This window comes from Streptomyces sp. NPDC046876 (assembly GCF_040645035.1).
In the GTDB taxonomy this organism is placed as follows: Bacteria; Actinomycetota; Actinomycetes; order Streptomycetales; family Streptomycetaceae; genus Streptomyces.
Genome location: NZ_JBEYXK010000011.1, coordinates 108,480 through 127,780, shown reverse-complemented (window position 1 = coordinate 127,780; position 19,301 = coordinate 108,480). Strand labels below are relative to the sequence as shown.

Genomic DNA, 19,301 nt, shown 5'->3' with positions numbered 1-19,301 from the left:
GCCGCTCGGGTGACGGGGGGCCGGGGGGCCGGGGGATCCCGCCGCCCGCGCGGCCCCCGCCCCAGCGTCCCCCCGCCCCCCGTCCCCGTAACCCGTCCTGCCGCATCCGGGATGCCGAAGCCGGACACCCGTGCACACGATGGGGGCCCGGCCGGCCGACCCTCGCTGCAAAGGGGTGGTGAATGAGCACTGCTCCGACAGCGCGGGAGGAGACCCGCACGGGCCCCTCCCCGAAGGGCGGGACCACCGCCCCCGTTCTCCCCCGGCTCCTCCTGCCGGGGACCTGCGCCGTCCTCGTGTCGGCGGCGGGAGCCCTGATCGCGGTCGGCTGCTTCCTGGGCCTGTACGTACGCCCCACGTCCGACGACTGGTGCGCCGCCTGGAAGTCCCGCGACCTGGGAGTCCTCGGCATCACCTCCGACTTCTACCGGACCCAGAACGGCAGGATCACCAACGCCTTCCTGAGCGGTGTCGTCTACGCCGACGGCCTGACGGGGACAAAGCTCCTCCCCACCGCGATCGTCGTGGCCTTCACCACGGCCCTGGTGCTCCTGGCGCGCGAGTTCACCCGTCAGCTGGGCGGAAACCCCAAGGTGCTCCTCCTGCTGACCTGCTCCCTGCTCATCCAGGCGCTGCTCTACTTCGCGGGCACCCGCACCTACCAGGTCCTCCTCTGGGCCCCCGCCACGATCTCCCACACGATCCCGAGCGTCATAGGGGCCTGGGCGCTCCTGCTGGGCATCCGCACCGTACGCCACCGCAGCCCCGCCGTCCGCGCGGCCGGCTTCACCGGGGCCTTCCTCATCGCCTTCGCGATCGGCATGCTCAGCGAACCGTTCGCGCTGGTCAGCGGCCTGCTCGCAGCCGGGGTCGCGCTGCTGGCGCTACTGGCGCTGCGGAACCGGCGTGCGCTCACCTGGTGCCTGCTCTGGTGCTCCGGCCTCGCCTGCGGCCTGGTCGTCCTCTACACGTCCCCCGGCGCCCGCTGGCGCCGCGCCCATCAGCCGGCGGCGGAGCCGCTGCTCTCGCCGCGCGAGCTCCGGGCTGCCTTCGAGGACTGGCTGCACATGTGGGAGGTGGTCACCGGGCAACCCGCCTACCTCGGCGCCGCCGCAGCCGGCGTCCTCCTGGGCCTGGGCACCACACTCCGGATCCCGCCCGCCACCAGGCTGCGCATCCCCCTGCTCCTCCTCCCCGTGCCCGTCGTGCTCCTGGGCTCCTTCGCGGTGGTGCTGGGCCTGCGCAGCGGCTACGGCCCGACCGGTTGGACGTACGCCCGCGCCTGGACGAGCTTCCTCGTACCGATGGAACTGGCGCTCTGCGCCTACGGGGCCCTCGTCGGGGCATGGGGCCGCCAGCGCCTCGCGGACCGTGGTCGCCCGCCCATGGCAGCCGCAACCGTGTTGGCGGGCTGCCTGGCCCTGGCCTCGGCGGCCGTACTCGTCCCGAACGTCCAGCACCTCACGACCACCACGGTCACCCGAGCCGCAGCCTGGGACGCCCAGAACTCCCGCATCCGCAAGGAAGCCGCCCAGGGCGCCACGGACATCGGCTACACCCCCCTCCGCATCGGGAACCTCGCCGAACCGTTCTTCACGTCCGTCTACGAACGCGACTGGGCCGCCGCCTGCGTCGCGAAGTGGTACGGAATCCCCCGCATCCACCGCCGCTGAAGCTCTGAAGTTGCTCAACCCGGGCGTGCCACGGCCCCTGTCCGGGGCATCGTGCTCCCACGACGCAACAACAACACAAGAGGAACGGGGGAGAACGATGGCAGTCGTACTGACCATGGCCCTGGTCATCGTCGTGGTGGCCTTCCAGGTACTGCGCGGGCCAAAACGGCGGCGGCGCAAGGTCTCGTGGGGCGACGGCGGGGGCGACTCCTGCGGCGGCAGCTCCTCGTGCGGCTCGTCCTGCGGGGGAGGCGGCGGCGACTGACCGTGTCGCCGTGCCCCTCACCGGGCGCGGCGTGCAACCGTTTCCCCATGACAGAAGGCTCGGCACCTCACCTCTCTCCGGCACGGATCACCGTCCTGGGCGTCCAGCCCGGCAATCCGCCCTTCCGGATCGTGGAGCTCGACGGGGAGTTCGTCGGCAGGGCGACCTCGATGACCGATGTGCTGCTGGTCGCCGCGGAGCTGGGCGTCCCGATCCACGACCTCGACGACCTGGACGAGGTCCGCTGGGTCGGAGGCGGCAAATTCCACTGGACCGTGCCGTGACCGCGCTCCCCGGAATCTCACTCGCGCAGCAGCCCTGCCCGCTGACAGCATGCTGCTGTGGTCACTCCCCGCATCCGCATTCCAGAGGCCCTCGCCGCTTCGTACCACGCGTGGTTCGGGGCGTCAGGTGATGCATGGATCGCAGGACTCCCTGCCCTCTCGGCGGACTGCATGGACCGCTGGGAGCTGCGGCTCGACGGGCCGCCGAGGCACGGCGCGGTCGCGCTGGTCCTCCCGGTGCTCTGCACCGACGGCACGCCGGCCGTACTGAAGCTCCAGCAGGTCGACGAGGAGACGAGGGACGAACCCCTGGCCCTGCGGAGGTGGGCGGGCAGGGGTGCGGTCTCCCTCCTCGCCACCGACCCCGACACGGGCGCCATGCTGCTGGAACGCCTCGACGCGGCCCGTTCGCTGGCCTCCGTCGCCGACGAGGCAGAAGCCGTACAGGCCCTGGCGGAGGTGTTGGCCCGCCTGGTGGCCCTCCCGGCCCCGGAAGGAGTGCGCCGTCTGGCGGACGTCGCGGCGGCCATGCTCGACGCGGTGCCCGAGGCGATGACCCGATTGGCGGAGCCCGAGGACCGCCGACTGGTGGAGACCTGCGCGGCTGCCCTACGGGAACTGTGCGACGAGCCGGGTGACCGCCTCCTGCACTGGGACCTCCACTACGACAACGTCCTGGCCCCACTTCACGCGGCAGAGCGGGAATCCTGGCTGGCCATCGACCCCAAACCCCTCGCCGGAGACCCGGGTTTCGACCTCCTGCCCGCCCTCCAGAACCGCTGGGACGAGGTGGAGGCCTCACGGAATGCCGCCCGATCGGTCCGCCGCCGCTTCGACCTGATGACCGAGGTCCTCGCCCTCGACCGCCACCGCGCCACCGGCTGGACCCTCGGCCGCGTCCTGCAGAACACCCTGTGGTCAGTCGAAGACGGCGCCACCCGCATGAACCCCACCCAGACGACCATCGCCCGGGCCCTCCTGACCCGATGACGGCGGACCGGCGGACACGGAGGGCCGGAGTTACAGTGAAAGTGCGTATGTCCGGGTCTGGTTCGACTTTCGCCGACCCCATTTCATAGACCTTTCAACCGAATTCCGTGCTCCGTCCGGAAGAGGCGAATAGCCATGCGTGTGATCGCCTACTACATGCATGAGGAGGAGGCCGCCGAGGCGCTGAGCGTCCTCAGCAATACCTCGGTCACCAGCAGTTTCGTCATCGGGGACATCGACGTCCGCGACTGGGGCCGGCTGGAGGAGGCCGGGCTGACCGTCGACCCCCTCAACCCGGACGCCCGGCTCGAGACGGCCTCCGCCGCCCGTGCCGGGTTCGCCCTCCGCGGCTCCGAAGCCGAGGCCAGGGACACGGCACCGCCGGGTGAGGTCCTGCCGTTGGAGCCGGGCGTACCCGCCCAGTGGGTACTGCGGCTGGGCGGCCCCATGGTGGAGGAGCAGCGCGCCGCTGTACTCGGCACCGGCGCCACCCTGCAACGCGCCGTCCCCACGTACGCCTACGTGCTCACCGCCACCCCCGAGCAGGCGGAGGAGGTCCTCAACCTGCCCTTCGTCGGATCGGTGGAACGCTACGGCCCGCACCTGGCCGCTCCGGTCCGGCTCCCGGCAGGGGAGGTCGGCCGAGCGGAAGGTGAAGAGGAAACCGTTGAAGTCGACACCGGCACGCGCACCTGGGACGTGGTGCTGACCGACGCGGAGGCCCGACCCGCCGTGGCCGCGTGGATCCGGGAACGCGCGGGTGAAGGGGGCGCGGAGATCCTCGCCGAGTCCGGCCGCCGGATGCGCATCCGGCTCCCCGCCGGTTCGCCCTTGGAGGGCGAGATCAAACAGGTCCCCGGTGTCGTGGAGATGACCCAGTACGTGCCGCCGCGGCTCTACAACGACGCGGCCCGTGTCCTGCTGGGCGTGACCTCCTCCGGGAACCCCGGCGGCGACCTGCCGTTCACCGGCCGGGGCCAGGTCGTCGCCGTCGCCGACACCGGACTCGACGACACCCACCCCGACTTCGCCGGCCGTGTCCTCGGCACGGTGGCACTGGGCCGCCCCGGCGACTCCTCCGACCCGCACGGACACGGCACCCATGTGTCCGGCTCCATCCTCGGTGACGGCTCCGCCTCTCAGGGGACGTTCCGCGGCATTGCACCGGAGGCGAATCTGTACTTCCAGTCGATCATGGATTCGGTCGGCAGACTCGGCGGCCTGCCGCTCTCTCTGGAGGACCTCTTCGAGCCCGCGTACCAGGCAGGCGCCCGCATCCACAACAACAGCTGGGGCGCGCCGACCCAGGCGGCGTACACCGCCGACTCCGACGAGGTCGACGCGTTCATGCGGCGCCGGCCCGACATGCTCGTCGTCATCGCCGCGGGCAACGACGGCACGGCGGCCGCCGTCCGCCTCCGCTCGGAGCAGGGTTTCGTCGACTGGCTGTCGGTGGGCTCGCCGGCGACGAGCAAGAACGCGCTGACCGTCGGCGCGGCCCGCACGGACCGGACCGACGGACCGGCTGCCGCCACGACCTGGGGCGAATGGCACGACGTCCACGACGGCTTCCCCTTCCCCGACGACCCGATCGCCCGGGAGAAGGTCTCCGGCGACGCCGAGGGGCTGGCCGCATTCAGCAGCCGGGGCCCGTGCGATGACTGGCGGATCAAGCCCGACGTGGTCGCCCCCGGCACCGACATCCTCTCGGCCCGGGCCGCCACCGCCCCGGAGCGCAGCTTCTGGGGCCTCCACCCGAACGACCGGTACGCCTTCATGGGCGGTACGAGCATGGCCGCCCCGCTGGTGGCAGGCTGCGCCGCGCTGGTACGGGAGTACTACGTCCGTGAACGCACGGCCGACCCGAGCGCCGCACTGATCAAAGCCACCCTCATCAACGGCACCAGAACACTGTCCGGACAGGACGCGATGGCCGAGGACCCCCACTACCACCAGGGATTCGGCGTGATCCACCTGCCCTCCACACTCCCCAACGCCCACAGCCCGGACCTGGTGCTGGACTTCATCGACACCTGGGACACCCCCGCCCGGCAGCTGCGCGAGAACGGCGACCGGATCCGGCTCTCCGTGGAGGCAGCCGCGGGCACACCGCTGCGGTTCTGCCTCGCCTACACGGACCTGCCCAGCCGATCCCTGCAGAACGACCTCAGCCTGCTGCTGGAGGCACCCGACGGGACCAAGCTCACCGGGAACGGCGACCTCCCCAACCGGTTGCTGCGCACGGACAGCACGAACAACGTGGAGGTCATCCGCATCCCGTCCCCCCAGACCGGCCGCTACCTCATCCAGATCTACGCCCGAAGCCTGCTCCAAGGCCCCCAGGACTACGCCCTGGTGGTCACGGGCAAGCTGACCTCCCCGCTCAAGCGGGTCATCGGCTGAACCGATCACCGCCGGCCATGCTCGGCGGTGGTCAGTGGGTGGTCGCGTTGCGGAGGGCGAGGGTGGTCCGTGCGGCGGCGGCGAGGTCGGTCTCCTGCACCTGGCGCACGACGGCGAAGGTGGTGGCGTCGCTCCACGCGCACATGGCCTGGTCGCCGTCAGGGCCGGCAACGAGGCCGCAGCTCAGGCCGCCGCCGTACCGGCCTGCGTCGAAGCCGGTCACATCGTGCGCTTTTGCGCCGCCGAAGGCGTTGCGGAACTCCTGCGCGATCGACTTGTTCGCCTTTTCCCGGCGTATCGTCGGGTCCCACTCGGCGCTGCGGACGCCGACGAGGAGGTCGAAGGATCCGTCCCCGTCCCGGTCGTAGTAGCCGGTCCTCCACCCTTCGGGCAGGGTGCGGCCCGCCACCACTTCGGTCTCGGCGCGTTCGGCGGCTTCACCCGTCAGCCGCCGGAAGTCCTGGAAGCTGTTCGGGAGGGCGCCGGTGTGCGGCTCGCCGGCTTCCGCGCCGCCCCGGGCGGCCGCCGGTGCCCGCGTGTCCGAGGCCGGCGGCTCGTAGTCGTAGGAGACCACCGCCTTCGCGCACGCGGCCACGAAGACGAGCACGCTCGCGCCCACGATGATCAGGTGCCGCTTCCTCGCCTCCCGCAGGGTGTCGGCCGGATCGCCACCGGGCGGGGTGGAGGGCGCGCGCCAGTCGCGGGTCTGCCGCCAGACCACCACGATGGCCACCAGGGCGACGCCCAGAATTCCGACCACCTGGCCGAAGGCGTACTCGGGCGAGGTGGTGTCCACAGAAGCGACGATCATGCCCCGCATCGTATGTGTGATCGAAAGCGCGGTGCACCACGATGCGACTCAGGGCAGCGGCGGGTGGGTGGTGAGCCAGTGGCGGGCGATCTGTTCGCGTGTGGTGAGCCAGGCGCCGCCGCGCCGGGCGACGTGCTGCAGGAAGGCGTCGAGTGCGCGGATGCGGCCGGGCCGGCCGGTGATCCGGCAGTGCAGGCCGACGCTCATCATGCGCGGCCGGTCGGCGCCCTCGGCATGCAGCGCGTCGAAGGTGTCGACGAGGTACGTGAGCATGTCGTCGGCGGTCGTGAAGCCGTGGACGATCAGGAACTTGAAGTCGTTCGCGTCGAGGCTGTACGGCACCACGAGGTGCGGCCGGCCGGCCGCCTCCACGTAGAACGGCAGGTCGTCCGAGTAGTCGTCGGAGTCGTAGAGGAAGCCGCCCTCCTCGGCGACGAGGCGCCGCGTACCGGTGCTCGTACGGCCGGTGTACCAGCCGACGGGCCTGCGTCCGACGAGCCGTTCGATCGTGGCGACCGAGCGCGCGATGTCGGCCCGCTCGACCTCCTCGGGCACATGGCGGTAGTCGATCCAGCGCCACCCGTGGCCCGCCACCTCCCAGCCGGCGGCGCCCATCGCACGCGCCGCGTCCGGATTGCGGGCGAGCGCCTGCCCCACCGCGTGGACGGTGAGGGGCGCGCCGTGCGCCGCGAGCGTGCGGTGGATGCGCCAGAAGCCGGCGCGCGAACCGTAGGCGAACATCGACTCGACGTTCAGCTCGCGCCCGCCCACCACGGGCGGCGCGCCGACGATCTCGTGGAGGTACCCCTCCGAGGCGGAATCGCCCTCGAGGACGTTCCGCTCGCCGCCCTCCTCGTAGTTGAGGACGAGGCTGACGGCGACCCGGGCCCCGCCGGGCCAGGCGGCGTGCGGCGGCTCGGCGCCGTAACCGGCGAAGTCGCGCCGATGCTCGGGCACGTCCTCGGGCGCGGGCTCGGAGACGGGCTCGGACACGGGCTCGGACGCGGGCTCGGACACGCGCCGCACCTTACCGAAAGCCGCCGGAGCGCCTAGTTCCGCCACGGCGGTCCGTCCGCGATGATGTGCGCTCGTCACCGCTCGTCACCCCGACGGAAAGGAACGGAGCATGGCCACACTGTGGTCGGGCCAGGGCGCACTCCGTCGCAAACCGATCGAGCACATCGAGGAGCCCGAGGGCGCAGCCAGTGAGCAGCTCACCCGCACCCTCGGCCTGTGGCAGCTCACCGCCATCGGTGTCGGCGGCATCATCGGCGCCGGCATCTTCACGCTCGCCGGGACGGTCGCCAACGGTGTCGCCGGACCGGCGGTGCTCCTCTCGTTCCTCATCGCCGGTGTGGCCAGCGCCGCGGCGGCGTTCTCCTACGCCGAGTTCGCCGGTCTGATCCCGAAGGCCGGCTCCGCGTACACCTACGGCTACGCCGTCCTCGGCGAGCTGGCGGGATGGTTCATCGGATGGGACCTGCTGCTGGAGTACACGGCCATCGTCGCGGTGGTCGCCATCGGCATCTCCGGGTACTTCAACTTCCTCCTGGAGGACACGGGCGCCGGCCTGCCCACCTGGATGCTGGGCGCTCCCGGCACCGGCGCAGGGCACCGATTCGACCTCATCGCGGCCGTGCTGTGCCTGTTCACGGCCTATCTGCTCAACCTGGGCATCAAGAGCGCGGCACGCTTCGAGACGGTCGTCGTCGGCCTCAAGGTGCTGGTCGTACTGCTGGTCATCGTCGTCGGCTTCTTCCACATCAACACCGACAACTACACGCCCTTCTTCCCCTTCGGGGTGAGCGGCGCCTTCACCGGCGCGGCAACGGTCTTCTTCGCGGTCTTCGGCTACGACGCCATGAGCACGGCGGCGGAGGAGTCCAAGGACGCGCAGCGGCACATGCCGCGGGCGATCATCTACTCCCTCGCCATCGCCATGGTGCTGTACGTGCTGGCCTGCCTGGTCCTGACGGGCATGCAGCCGTACACGGAGATCGACCCCGAGAGCGGTTTCTCCTCGGCCTTCAAGGCGGTCGGACTGCCCGTGGTCGCCGACTTCATCGCCGTCGGAGCGATCATCGGCATCCTCACGGTGATGTTCACGTTCATGCTCGGTGTGACCCGCGTGTGGTTCTCCATGAGCCGTGACGGGCTGCTGCCGCACTGGTTCGCCAAGACCCACCCGACCCGGCACGTCCCCACCCGCGTCACCTGGATCGTCGGCGTGGCGTCGGCGGCACTCGCGGGCTTCGTGCCGATCGGCGAGGCGGCGGAGCTCACCAACATCGGGATCCTGCTCGCCTTCGCCGTCGTGTGCACGTCGGTCATCGTGCTGCGCTACCGGCGTCCCGACCTGCCGCGCACCTTCCGCACGCCGCTGATGCCCCTCACCCCTGCGGTCGGCGTCGTCGCCTCGATCTGGCTCATCACGTACCTGCGCGTGGAGACGTGGATCCGCTTCGTGGTCTGGTTCCTCGTCGGTCTGGTCATCTACTTCGGCTACTCCTACCGGCACTCCAAGCTGGCCGGGCAGCCCGGGCCGGATACCGCCGGGGGAACGGGCCCGCCGGCGTAGGGCGGACGCCTGGCCTGCCGCCGGACGCCCGATGGTCCGGCCGGACGTGGGCGCTGTAGGTTGCTTCCCTCACCCTTTGTGCAAGGAGCACCACACCCATGTCCATACCGCCGCAGCCGCCGTCGTCCCCCGGGCCGTACCCCCCGCCGGGCCCGTACGGACAGCCGGGGCAGCAGCCCGGGCCGTACGGCCAGCAGGGCTGGTACGCGCCGCCCCAGATGCCGATGGCGCCGCAGAAGATGAACGCCTGGGCCGTCGTGGCGTTCTGCATGTCCATCCTCTGCGCGCTGCCGACGGTCCCGCTGATCCTCGGCTTCGTCGCCCTCTCCCAGATCCGCACCCGGGGCGAGAAGGGCAAGGGCTTCGCCATCGCGGCCATCGCGATCCACGGCGCCACCATCGCGTTCTACGCGATCGTGCTGACCCTCGGGTTCTCCGGAGCCTTCGACGACGGCCCGTCGCCGAAGCGCGACACCGGCGGCCAGGTCACCACCCCGGGCTCTGTCAGCCTGGAGGACATCCGCAAGGGCGACTGCTTCGACACGGGCGGCAAGCTGGCGCAGTACGACGAGAAGAACGGCGGCCAGGGCGGCTCCTCGGTGAAGATCGTGCCCTGCACCCAGGCCCACGAGGGCGAGGCCTACGCCGTGTTCCGCCTGGACGACGGGGCGTACCCGGGCAAGGACAAGGTCGTCTCGACCGCCGAGGAGAAGTGCGCCGGCCCCGAACTCACCGCCTACGTGGGCAAGGACGCGAAGCTCCCCGAGTCCCTCGAGGTGTTCTACTACTACCCGCAGGTCGCCACGTGGATCGGCGGAGACCGGGAGATCACCTGCTTCATCGGGAACCCCGCAGGCCCCACCACCGGCTCGCTCCGCGCCAACGGCTCCTGACCCGCGCGCGGCCGGGGGCGGGAGCCCGCTTCGGCAGGAGTGGTCCCCCGGCCCCGGCAGCGGCGATACCGTGGGAGCACACGCCAGTTCTGCCCCTGGAGCCCCGATGAGCGAACAGCCGGCCCCCGCCGACACCGCACGGCAGCCGCTGGAGCCCGCGGCCGCCGACGGCCTGCGCGCGTACGCGGCCAGGACCCGCGCCGACGCCGACCGGCTGGCCGCCGTCCTGGAGGACATCGCCGCCAACGGCCTCCCCGCGGTGGAGGACTGCACCCCGTGGGAGGACCTGCGCGAGGCCCACCTGGCCCGCCTCGCCGGCCGGCGCCCGGCCGTCGCCTGACGGCCGTACGCGCTTCAACGCCGCGCCCATCGGGCCGCCATCTCGGTGCGGTTGGCGCAGCCGAGCTTGGAGAGGATACTGCGGACGTGCGTTTCCACCGTGCGTTCGGAGATCACCAGGTCCTCGGCGATCTGGCGGTTCGTACGGGCCCGGCTGACGAGCTCGGCGATCTGGCGTTCGCGCGGCGTCAGCGGATCGGCGCCGTCCCGCCGCTCGGCGACCTCGCCGAGCAGGCGTACGGCGGCGGCGGAAGGGCCGGGCTGGTCGAGCCGGTCGGCGATCGACAGCGCCTCCGCGGCCAGGGCGGCCGCCTCGGGGAGGGCCCCCTTGTCGCGTACGACGGCGGCCAGGTCCAGGCAGGTCAGCGCCACGTACGGCCGTGCGCCGAGCGCCCGGTTGCGCACCAGCGCCTCGCGCAGCAACTCCTCGGCCTGTGACGGCCGGCCGGCGGCCAGGGCGAGCCGGCCGAGGTCGCGGCTGACCGTGCCGGAGAAGTACGCCGTGGGCGTGCCGAGCGCTCCCGGGTACGGCCGGAACAGCGCGAGCTGGTCGTACGCCACCCGCGCGGCCTCCGCATCGCCGGTCAGGGAGATCACGTCCACCAGGTTCAGCAGCAGTGCGGGCCACGGCGGATGCGCCATGGGGACCGGCAGCAGCGGCCGCAGCCGCTCGTAGAAGTCCCGCGCCTCGTCCGGCCGCCCGGCGAGGAACAGCGCCCGTACCCGCATGGACAGCAGCAGCGGGTGCCTCGGCGCCCCGTCGAGGTCGCGCCACATCTCCTCGGTCAGCTCCCCGGCGTCACCGCGTACGAGGGCCAGCTGCTGGTGCAGGGCATGGCCCACCGCGGTGGCGGACTGGTCCCCGCCGGCCCGGGCGAGCTCGGCGGCCTCCTCGTCCGAGCGCCGGGCCTCGGCGAACCGGCCTTCCTGTACGGCCCGGGCCGCGCGGACGCGCAGCAGGTGCCAGCGGGCCAGCGGCAGCGGGGAACGGGCCACGGCCGCCTCGATGCCGCGGACCGCGTCGTCCACCAGGTCCATCCGGCCCAGCAGGTACCCGGCCTGGACGCGCCACTGGTGGCCCAGGACGGCGGCCAGCGGATCGCCGAGCTGCTCGGCGCGCGATACGGCCAGCGCGCCCAGGCGCAGCCGCTCGGCCGTGTCGTCGGGATGCGCCAGGGTCATCTGTACGGCCCGGGAGGCGTCGAGTTCGGCCCGCAGGTCACCGGTGGCCCCGGCCAGGCCGAGTGCGTCGCGGGCGTGCCGGGCCGCCTCCTCGGGCGCGTCGAGTTCGGCCGATGCGGTGGCGAGTTGGGCGAGCAGCCGGGCGCGCACCGCTCCCGGCAGCTCCTCCACGGCCAGAGCCGCCCTGCACAGCCGGGCGATGGCCTGCGCGGCCCGCGGGAACGTGACGCCCTGCAGCACCAGGGCGACCTCGGCGAGCAGCGCCGGCCGGCCGCTCGCGACCGCCGCCTCGGAGGCTTCGTCGCAGTGGCGCAGGCTGGCGTCGTACCGCCCGGCCAGGTATTCGGCGCGGGCCAGCTCGATCAGCGCGGGGGCGCGCTGCGGGTCCGCCGGATCGAGTACGGCGACGGCGTCCGCCAGGTGCCGGGCGGCATCGGCGTACGCGTGCCCGCCGCGGGCAAGGTCCGCGGCGATCCGGGACCAGTGCGCGGCGGCGTGGCGGTGCTCGGGCTCCGGGCCCGACTGCCGCCAGTGCGCCGCGATCCGGGCCGCCTCGACCCGGTCCCCGGCCCGCTCCAGTGCCCGCGCGGCGGCGCGGTGCAGGGCGCGGGCGGTCGCGGGGGTGATCCGGCCGAGCACCTCGTCGCGTACCAGGTCGTGGGTGAAGCGGTAGGTGCGTCCGGCAGCGGGGGGCCGTCGGGTGGTGGTCGGCGCGGTGGCCGTCGTCCATGCCGCGGTGGTCCGTGCCGCGGTGAGGATCCCGGCGTGCCAGGCCGCCTCCAGCGCCTGCGCGACGGCCGCCTCGCCGTGCTGCGGCAGGACCGCGGCGAGCCGGTCGGCGTCCAGTTGCTCGCCGAGTACGGCCGCGGCCCGCACCACCTCGCGCTGCTCGGCGGTGAGCCCGGCCAGCAGACCGCTGACCGCGGTGGCGAGGTTGCCGGAGTGCGTGTGCAGCGCGGTGACGAGCAGCGGCAGCCCGCCGGTGCGCCGGTACGACTCCGCCGCCTCCGCCTCGCCGACGCACCGTGCGACCTCGTCCCGAGTGAAGGACGCCAGGCGCAGGGTGAGCGCCCCGTAGCGGCCCAGGTCCGCGAGGAGTCCGGCGGGCTCCTCGGGCACGGGTTCGCGGAAGGTGCCGAGGACGAGCAGCCCGGAATCGGCCACCTCGCCGGCGAGGTGCAGCAGCAGGTCGAGACTGGCGGCGTCGGCCCAGTGCAGGTCCTCCAGCAGGACGGCCAAAGGGCGTTCGGCGGCCGCGGCGGCCAGCGCTCCGCTCATCCGGGCCAGCTCCAGGAACCGTACCGCCGCCGCGTCGGCCGGCACCGTCGCGCTCCCCGGCCGCCCCGCGTCGGCCGCGACTCCCGTCTCCTCCCGGGCCGCGACCGCCCCCGCGAGGCGCAGGGCCCGCTGCCAGGGCCACAGCGGCGGCGCCACCGCATCCCTCGGGCAGTGGCCCCGTACGACGGCGAACCCCGCCGGAGAGGCATGGCGGTGCAGTGCCTCGGCCGCCAGCGTGCTCTTGCCGATGCCGGCCGGTCCGGCGAGCAGCACCACGGACCCGGAGCCCCGCGCCGCCTCCCCGAACCGCTGGGACAGAACCGCCAACTCCGCCGCCCGACCGACGAATTCGCTTCGCACCCCGGCAGTATCCCGCAGCCGGAGGGCGCCGGACCCCGGCCCCGGATACGTACCGCGGTTCAGTGGCAGTACGGATGCCCCGGGCCGTCCACGCGGGCCACCGTGGTCGGCATGCACCCCGTGCACCCCATGGAACCGAACCCGAAGGAGACCACCATGGCCGGGAACACCGTGCGGCGTACCGTCAGCGCCGCCGTCGCGGCGGTCGTCGCAGCCGCCGTCCTGACCGCGGCCGGCTGCCAGGTCACCGTCGAGGACGACACGACGACCAGGAACCCCGGACCGGGCGCGAACGGCCCCGGGAACCCGGGCGCCGACAAGAACCCGGGCACTGACAAGAAGCCGGGCACTGACAAGAAGCCGGGTACCCAGAAGCCCGTCTCCGACCCGCCGGTCAAGCCGCCCACCACGCCGCCCACGAACCCCGGTCCGTGGGTCCCGAAGGGCCCGGCCGTGCTCACTGGGTGCGGCAGCCATGCCTCGGGGTACACCTGCAGCTTCCACGGGTACAACTTCAAGCCCGGTGAGCAGGTCCGTCTGACCCGCGGCTTCGAGAACGTCGGCGGCAACGTCTTCACCGCCGACAAGAACGGCGAGTTCAGTACCGACCTGGGGTCGAACACCCACTCCGGCACGTACACGTACGTCGCCCGCGGTCTGAGCTCCAACCGCCAGGCCACCACGACGGTCCGCATCACCCCGGGCCTCTGGGGCTGACCGCCGCGGGCAAGGAACGGCTGATCGTACGATCATGGGATCCGGAAAGGCGGCTGCGAGCCGAGCCGTTGCGTGGCGAATTCCACGCGCCCCGCCGTACTTCATCGCAAGATCATCCTGGTGGGGCATTGGAGCGAACTCCGCTCCCCAGTCCGAGCCGAGAGATCCGATCCATCTCCTTTTGTGCTGATCTGTGTTGGTCGCATCCGGGATGTGCAGGGGCCGTCCTCACGGGCCCCTCTGCCCTCAGCAGTGAAAGGTGCATGTTCGTGACTCGAGGAACAAACAGGCGGAACCACGGAGCGCGGCGGCTGCGCGCTCTCTCCACGCTGGGCGCGATCGGCATCGTCGCCGGGCTCGCTTCCGCAATGCCGGCGTCGGCGACCGGTGCCAAGCCGGTCCCGATCCCGGCGGCTTCCGTCGCACAGCCGACGCCCGGTGGGACCCCCGTGGCCTGCGACGGCCAGGTCTACGTCTCGTTCGGTGACCCGGACCAGCTCTACACCGCCGACCGCGGGCCCGGCACGGTGCGGTTCACCCCGCTCGGTGACCCCACCCCGTTCCTCTACAACGCCATCGGCGTGAACCCGCAGGACCGCTTCCTCTACGGGACCACGTTCGGCACCGCCACCAACGACCTGGTCCGCTTCGACGGCAACGGGGACTTCACCGACCTCGGTCCCATCGAGGGCCTGCCCCCCGCCCTCTACATCTCGGGAACGTTCGACGACGAGGGCAACTACTACATCCTGGCCGACAACACGGGGGAGATCTTCAGGATCGACGTCACCACCCGCTCGGTCACCGGCGTCATCAACGTCCCGGAACTGGCCGACCCGGAACTCGACGTCTTCGACATCGCGTTCCGCGACGGATTCCTGTGGGGCTCGACCGACGACGGCGCCATCACGCGGATCGACATCGCCAACGAGAGCGTGGACTTCTTCCCGGGCGTCCTTCCGGGAGGTGAGGACTTCGGCGGCGTCTTCGTCTACGGAAACGGCGATCTCGGGTTCTTCCGCAACTCCGGACAGCTCATCCGGGTGCGCGTGCACAACGCGACCGGCTCCAACCCCGAGTTCACCGTGCTGTCGACGCAGACCACGACCCCGGCGTCGAACCTCGACGCCACCTCCTGCTTCCTCGACTCGTCCGCCGACCTGTCGGTACGGAAGGAAGGCCCCGAGCGCGTCACGGCGGGCGACACGGTCACGTACCACATCACCGTGCGCAACGAAGCCGGGGACGACGAGAAGGACAAGGGGAAGCAGGACGAGAAGGGCAAGGACGAGGGCAAGGACAAGGACAAGGGGACGAGCAAGGACAAGGACAAGGGGCGGGGGGAGGGGATCGGTGATTCCTCCGGCTGGTCCCTGACCGACGACCTCCCGGCGAAGATCCTGTCGCCCGAGACGCAGACCGAGGGCTGCGAGATCACCGACGGTCGCCTGTCCTGCACAGGCGGTCCGCTGGCCGTGGGCGAGGAGGCGGAGATCGAGGTGACCGGTACCGCCGCGGACGTTTCCGAGCCGACCAAGGTGAGGAACACCGCCACGGTGTTCGGGGACGACGCGGACCCGAACAAGGAGAACAACAAGGACACCGCGCACACCGAGATCGTGCCGAGGGTCAAGCACTGACCGGTGGTGGTCTTGCGGCCGGGGCCCGTTTCGACGGGCCCCGGCTGCGTGCCGGGGGGCAGCCGAAAGGCCGCCGACTGCCGGAGCGCGGAGCCGCATCCGCAAGGAACGAGCGCAACCCGTTGGCGTTCGGAGCGGATGTCAGGAAAGCTCGGGGCCATGGTTTCGGTAGTGCAGAACATGGCGATCGACTGTGCGGACCCCTACGAGCTGGCCCGGTTCTGGAGCAAGGTGACCGGGCGCCCTCTGCATCCGGAGGACGAACCGGGTGATCCGGAGGCTCAGGTGCTGCTGGCGGAGGGACCGGTCCTGTACTTCAACCGGGTGCCCGAGGCCAAGACGATCAAGAACCGGATCCATCTGTGCCTGCGCCCGGAAACCTCGCGCGAGCAGGAGGTGGAACGGCTGCTGGGGCTCGGCGCCACCTTCGTCACCGATCACCGGAACCCCGATGGCTCGGGCTGGGCGGTCCTTGCCGATCCCGAGGGCAATGAATTCTGCGTGCTGCGCAGCGAGTCCGACCGAGCCGCGATGACGCCGGCCGACCAAGCTCCGAGCGACCGCCCCTGACCTCAGCTCCGAGGCGCGCCCGCCACCGGCCGCGCCGTGCCGCGCGCCCCCCCCCACCGCCGTAACCACGCGTCGGGGCCCCCCGCCGCCCCCCCCCCCCCCGCCTCCCGGCAGGCCCGGATCCGCCCCGGATCGGAGGTGCCGATCACCGGTGCGATCCCGGCCGGGTGCCGTTGGAGCCACCACAGCAGCACCGTTTCCGGAGCCACCTGCTTGCGTTCCGCCAGCGCCGCGAGCAGCTCGGCGGCCGCCTGGTCCTCCGCAGTGGCGGGCCGTCCGGTGAACCGGCCCTGAGCCAGCGCGCCCCATGCCTGCACCTGGATGCCCTGGTCGCGGCAGTGCTCCAGAGTGCCGTGGGGGAAGCCGTTGGCAGCCCCCTCGGGGGTGTTCAGCAGGACCCCGGCTTCGACCCAGTCGCGCTTGTGCAGGCTCATCTCCAGCTGGTTGGCCACCAGCGGCAGCCCCAGCCGGGACTGCAGCGCCGCGATCTGCGCCGCCCCCATGTTGGACACACCGAAGCGGCGTACCAGGCCCTGGGCGTGCAGGGAGTGCAGGGCCTCCGCGATGTCGTCGGGGTCTGCGAGCGGGTCGGGGCGGTGCAGCAGCAGGACGTCGATCACGTCGGTGCGCAGCCGGACCAGGCTCTCCTCGACCCGGCGCAGCACGGACTTGCCGCGCAGGTCGTACATGCCGGGGTGCGCCCCGTCGGCCAGGCGGATCCCGCACTTCGTCTGCAGTGTGATCCGGGCTCGCAGCCCGGGATCGCGCGCGAGGAGCTCACCGAAGACCGCCTCGGACTTCCCGTGGCGGTAGATGTCCGCGTGGTCGAAGGCGGTGATCCCGATCTCCAGGGCCGCCGTGACCGCGGCCTCCGCAGTCGCGATCTCCGGGGCGCCGTAGGGCTCGGGGCCCCAGGTGCCGCCCAGGCCCATGCACCCGTACAGCGGTCGGCCCGTACTCGCGTTCGCATCCTTCGTCACGCCCCGACTCTACGGGTTCGCCGGACCTCAGCCGCGCCCCGCCGGGCAGATCTCGGCCAGCAGACCGGACGGCAGGCCGCCGCGTTCGTCGGCGGTGAGTCCGCGGCCGAGGACGGCGCACAGGTGGCGCTTCCACAGGGCGGGGTCGAGGCGGGAGCGCTCCTCCCCGGCCTCCTCCCGGGTCAGGGCGCGCCGCAGCGGGGCCTCGCCGCCCGGCAGCACCCTTACCAGCCCGGTGAGCACCAGCCGCGCCTGCGCCTGTGCGCCCTCGTCCCCGGGCCTGACGCACGCAGCCCACGCCGCCTCGGCATGGCGTCGCAGGGCACCGGACACCCCGCCGAGCTCCTCGTACGCCGCGACCCGGAGCCGTCCGGCGGCCTGCCGCTCCCACAGCTGCTCCAGGACGAACCCGAGGAGCGGGAGGATCCCCGGCTCGCCACCCGCGTCGTCCAGGATGCGCCGGTCGAGCCCGGGGTCGTACGCGACGGCCGGAATTCGCTCGATCGGTTCGGTGATCACCGCGTCCAGCTGGTCCCGCGTCATGGGCGTGAGGGGGAGCGTCACTCCGCGCCTGAGGACGGGGCCGAGGTGCGCATCGCCCAGGGCCGCATCCATGAAGTCGGCCCGCAGGGTGAGCAGCACCTGCAGGCCGGGCGGTCTCTGCTCGGGGAACAGCAGCGCGACGGCCTGCTCGATCTCCGCCTCGGAGCGGTTCAACAGGGCCTCGGCCTGGTCCAGTACGACGAGGAGCCGGGCCTTCTGCCCCCGCCGGCCCGTGGCCCGGTGGAAGGCGCCCATGAGCCCGAGCCGGTCCAGCCACCGCTCCACCTGATCGGCGTTCTCGGCCCGTGCGGGGCCGTCATCCTGGCCCGACCGCACCACCTCGAACAGCTCCGTCGCGAGGACGGCCTTCGGGGACGTGGCGCCGCTGAAATCGGCCACCAGGACCTCATGGCCCGCCCGGCGCATGCGCGGGGCCACGCCGGCGAGGGCCAGGGACGACTTCCCGCAGCCCGAGGGCCCGTACACGGTGACGGCCGGGTGGGTGCCCAGCAGCGCTGCCACCACCTTGTCGACGTCGTCGTCCCGCCCGAAGAACACGTCCGCGTCGTGCTCCTGGAGCGCGGACAGCCCGCGGAAGGGCGTGGCGGGCAGCAGGACCGGCGCGAGCTCGGGTATCTCCCGCAGCAGCGTTCCGGTGGGCAGCATGAACGCCTGCTGGGCTTCGCGCTCGGGCTGCGCCGCGACCATGAGGCCGACCACCGCTCCCGGCTCGTCGTCCCAGACGGGACTGCCGCTGAAGCCCCGCTTCACGTACGAGCCTTCGCCGTCGGCCCGGGAGAGCTGGATCCAGCCCTCCGCCGTCGGCCCGCTGAACCGGCCCCGGAACCACAGCTCGCCGGGCTCGCCGCCCGTGAACCCCACGGCCCGCGCCCCGTGCCCCCACAGCTCCGGCGGGTCGGCCACGGGAAGCGGACGCGCCCCGGGCAGGGGCTCCCGCAGCCGCAGCACGGCGATGTCGCCGGTGCGGTCCTGCCGGGTCGGGACCCAGCGCTCCAGCGCTCCACGTCGGCGGGCCACGGGCCGGCTCCGGCGACCGCCGGACCGGCGAGCGGAGATCGACGTCGACGGTGCCCTCGACCGGGCCGTGCTCCGGCGGCGTGGCCGGCTCCGCGGGCGTGCCCGGCCCCGTCGGCGGAACCGGATCGTGGCGCGGGAGCCCGAGCGCGTCCGACACGACATGGGCGCAGGTCAGCACCAGGTCCGGAGCGACCAGCGCGCCCGCACCGCAGACCGTGCCGTCAAGCCCCCTGATCCGGACGACCGCCGAGGCCAGCGCCTCGTCCGCGCTCCGCGACCGTGCACCCGCCACCGCGCCGCCCACCCATGACGTGACTTGCGCCTGCCAACATCACTCGCTCTGCGGGGCATTCTCGGCAGGTGCGGCGTTCGTGTCAGGCCTGTTCCACGTCAGACTCACGGAGAAATTGGCCGCGGTCGCGGTGCTCGCGATGACGAGGTCCGCCTCGGCGAACAGCGAGACCCCGAACTCCAGGGTGATCTCGTCCGGTGCATCGGCCAGCTGCCGGAACCGCCCCACGAAGCTCTCCGCCACGGGGCGTACGGTGTCCAGCATCTGGCCGAACGTCCGCTCCGCCCGCGCTACCGCCCGGCCGCCGCGGCCGACCCGGACGAGGGATTCGTCGACCTCGCGGATCTGCACCCGGATGGTGTCGTCGCCACCGTCCTGCAAAGGCACCTCGACCGTACGAACCAACTGCTCGCCCATGGCAGCCTCCCCATCGTCAAGTGCTGGGACGTAGCGGCACTTGAGCCA

General features: G+C 72.4%; 17 protein-coding genes. 11 read left to right on the top strand and 6 right to left on the bottom strand.

Annotated elements, in window-relative coordinates:
* Positions 1-182: 182 nt before the first annotated feature.
* The 5 genes from ABZ924_RS09820 (at position 183) to ABZ924_RS09800 (ending at position 5,615) form a co-directional block, all read left to right on the top strand.
* Positions 183-1,673, top strand: a complete 1,491-nt coding sequence (locus tag ABZ924_RS09820) for a DUF6056 family protein (RefSeq protein ID WP_361906410.1) — start codon at positions 183-185, stop codon at positions 1,671-1,673.
* A gap of 97 nt (positions 1,674-1,770) precedes the next feature.
* A complete protein-coding gene (locus ABZ924_RS09815) occupies positions 1,771-1,938 on the top strand; it encodes a hypothetical protein (protein WP_361906408.1) in 168 nt (55 codons plus the stop codon).
* A gap of 47 nt (positions 1,939-1,985) precedes the next feature.
* Positions 1,986-2,222: a hypothetical protein gene (locus ABZ924_RS09810; RefSeq protein ID WP_361906406.1), complete on the top strand. Its 237-nt coding sequence runs from the start codon at positions 1,986-1,988 to the stop codon at positions 2,220-2,222.
* 57 nt (positions 2,223-2,279) lie between these two features.
* On the top strand, positions 2,280-3,212 hold the full coding sequence (locus tag ABZ924_RS09805) for an aminoglycoside phosphotransferase family protein (RefSeq protein ID WP_361906404.1): 933 nt from the start codon (positions 2,280-2,282) through the stop codon (positions 3,210-3,212).
* A gap of 135 nt (positions 3,213-3,347) precedes the next feature.
* Positions 3,348-5,615: a S8 family serine peptidase gene (locus ABZ924_RS09800; protein ID WP_361906402.1), complete on the top strand. Its 2,268-nt coding sequence runs from the start codon at positions 3,348-3,350 to the stop codon at positions 5,613-5,615.
* A 31-nt stretch (positions 5,616-5,646) separates the two neighbouring features.
* Here ABZ924_RS09800 and ABZ924_RS09795 read toward each other — a convergent pair whose 3' ends face one another.
* Positions 5,647-6,426: a hypothetical protein gene (locus ABZ924_RS09795; RefSeq protein ID WP_361906400.1), complete on the bottom strand. Its 780-nt coding sequence runs from the start codon at positions 6,424-6,426 to the stop codon at positions 5,647-5,649.
* 48 nt (positions 6,427-6,474) lie between these two features.
* A complete protein-coding gene (gene puuE / locus ABZ924_RS09790) occupies positions 6,475-7,383 on the bottom strand; it encodes an allantoinase PuuE (protein WP_361906448.1) in 909 nt (302 codons plus the stop codon).
* Positions 7,384-7,552: 169 nt separating this feature from the next.
* On the opposite strand from puuE, the gene ABZ924_RS09785 reads away from it, so the two are divergent.
* The 3 genes from ABZ924_RS09785 to ABZ924_RS09775 all read left to right on the top strand — a co-directional run bounded on the left by ABZ924_RS09785 (position 7,553) and on the right by ABZ924_RS09775 (position 10,237).
* Positions 7,553-9,004 (top strand): amino acid permease, encoded by a 1,452-nt coding sequence (locus ABZ924_RS09785; protein WP_361906398.1) that lies wholly within the window; start codon positions 7,553-7,555, stop codon positions 9,002-9,004.
* A gap of 98 nt (positions 9,005-9,102) precedes the next feature.
* Positions 9,103-9,897 carry a DUF4190 domain-containing protein gene (locus ABZ924_RS09780; protein ID WP_361906396.1) on the top strand — a complete coding sequence of 265 codons (795 nt, stop codon included), beginning with the start codon at positions 9,103-9,105 and terminating at the stop codon, positions 9,895-9,897.
* A 106-nt stretch (positions 9,898-10,003) separates the two neighbouring features.
* Positions 10,004-10,237 carry a hypothetical protein gene (locus ABZ924_RS09775; RefSeq protein ID WP_361906394.1) on the top strand — a complete coding sequence of 78 codons (234 nt, stop codon included), beginning with the start codon at positions 10,004-10,006 and terminating at the stop codon, positions 10,235-10,237.
* 14 nt (positions 10,238-10,251) lie between these two features.
* Here ABZ924_RS09775 and ABZ924_RS09770 read toward each other — a convergent pair whose 3' ends face one another.
* Positions 10,252-13,056: an AAA family ATPase gene (locus ABZ924_RS09770; RefSeq protein WP_361906392.1), complete on the bottom strand. Its 2,805-nt coding sequence runs from the start codon at positions 13,054-13,056 to the stop codon at positions 10,252-10,254.
* A 111-nt stretch (positions 13,057-13,167) separates the two neighbouring features.
* On the opposite strand from ABZ924_RS09770, the gene ABZ924_RS09765 reads away from it, so the two are divergent.
* The 3 genes from ABZ924_RS09765 (at position 13,168) to ABZ924_RS09755 (ending at position 15,983) form a co-directional block, all read left to right on the top strand.
* Positions 13,168-13,773: a hypothetical protein gene (locus ABZ924_RS09765; protein WP_361906390.1), complete on the top strand. Its 606-nt coding sequence runs from the start codon at positions 13,168-13,170 to the stop codon at positions 13,771-13,773.
* Positions 13,774-14,042: 269 nt separating this feature from the next.
* Positions 14,043-15,413, top strand: a complete 1,371-nt coding sequence (locus ABZ924_RS09760) for a hypothetical protein (RefSeq protein ID WP_361906388.1) — start codon at positions 14,043-14,045, stop codon at positions 15,411-15,413.
* A gap of 159 nt (positions 15,414-15,572) precedes the next feature.
* Positions 15,573-15,983, top strand: coding sequence for a VOC family protein (locus tag ABZ924_RS09755; protein WP_361906447.1), 411 nt, complete (start codon positions 15,573-15,575; stop codon positions 15,981-15,983).
* A gap of 2 nt (positions 15,984-15,985) precedes the next feature.
* Here ABZ924_RS09755 and ABZ924_RS09750 read toward each other — a convergent pair whose 3' ends face one another.
* From ABZ924_RS09750 to ABZ924_RS09740, 3 genes are all read right to left on the bottom strand, one after another.
* Positions 15,986-16,963 carry an aldo/keto reductase gene (locus tag ABZ924_RS09750; RefSeq protein ID WP_361906386.1) on the bottom strand — a complete coding sequence of 326 codons (978 nt, stop codon included), beginning with the start codon at positions 16,961-16,963 and terminating at the stop codon, positions 15,986-15,988.
* A gap of 27 nt (positions 16,964-16,990) precedes the next feature.
* Positions 16,991-18,544: an AAA family ATPase gene (locus ABZ924_RS09745; protein ID WP_361906385.1), complete on the bottom strand. Its 1,554-nt coding sequence runs from the start codon at positions 18,542-18,544 to the stop codon at positions 16,991-16,993.
* A 331-nt stretch (positions 18,545-18,875) separates the two neighbouring features.
* The gene (locus ABZ924_RS09740; protein ID WP_361906383.1) at positions 18,876-19,253 is read right to left on the bottom strand and encodes a CU044_2847 family protein; all 378 of its coding nucleotides are present in this window, start codon (positions 19,251-19,253) and stop codon (positions 18,876-18,878) included.
* Positions 19,254-19,301 lie beyond the last annotated feature (48 nt).

Coding starts and splice junctions, on each gene's coding strand:
- ABZ924_RS09775 (WP_361906394.1), top strand. CDS start 10,004: ATGAGCGAACAGCCGGCCCCCGCCGACACCGCACGGCAGCCGCTGGAG.
- ABZ924_RS09810 (WP_361906406.1), top strand. CDS start 1,986: ATGACAGAAGGCTCGGCACCTCACCTCTCTCCGGCACGGATCACCGTC.
- ABZ924_RS09765 (WP_361906390.1), top strand. CDS start 13,168: ATGCACCCCGTGCACCCCATGGAACCGAACCCGAAGGAGACCACCATG.
- ABZ924_RS09740 (WP_361906383.1), bottom strand. CDS start 19,253: ATGGGCGAGCAGTTGGTTCGTACGGTCGAGGTGCCTTTGCAGGACGGT.
- ABZ924_RS09795 (WP_361906400.1), bottom strand. CDS start 6,426: ATGATCGTCGCTTCTGTGGACACCACCTCGCCCGAGTACGCCTTCGGC.
- ABZ924_RS09800 (WP_361906402.1), top strand. CDS start 3,348: ATGCGTGTGATCGCCTACTACATGCATGAGGAGGAGGCCGCCGAGGCG.
- ABZ924_RS09755 (WP_361906447.1), top strand. CDS start 15,573: ATGGTTTCGGTAGTGCAGAACATGGCGATCGACTGTGCGGACCCCTAC.
- ABZ924_RS09780 (WP_361906396.1), top strand. CDS start 9,103: ATGTCCATACCGCCGCAGCCGCCGTCGTCCCCCGGGCCGTACCCCCCG.
- ABZ924_RS09820 (WP_361906410.1), top strand. CDS start 183: ATGAGCACTGCTCCGACAGCGCGGGAGGAGACCCGCACGGGCCCCTCC.
- ABZ924_RS09785 (WP_361906398.1), top strand. CDS start 7,553: ATGGCCACACTGTGGTCGGGCCAGGGCGCACTCCGTCGCAAACCGATC.
- ABZ924_RS09815 (WP_361906408.1), top strand. CDS start 1,771: ATGGCAGTCGTACTGACCATGGCCCTGGTCATCGTCGTGGTGGCCTTC.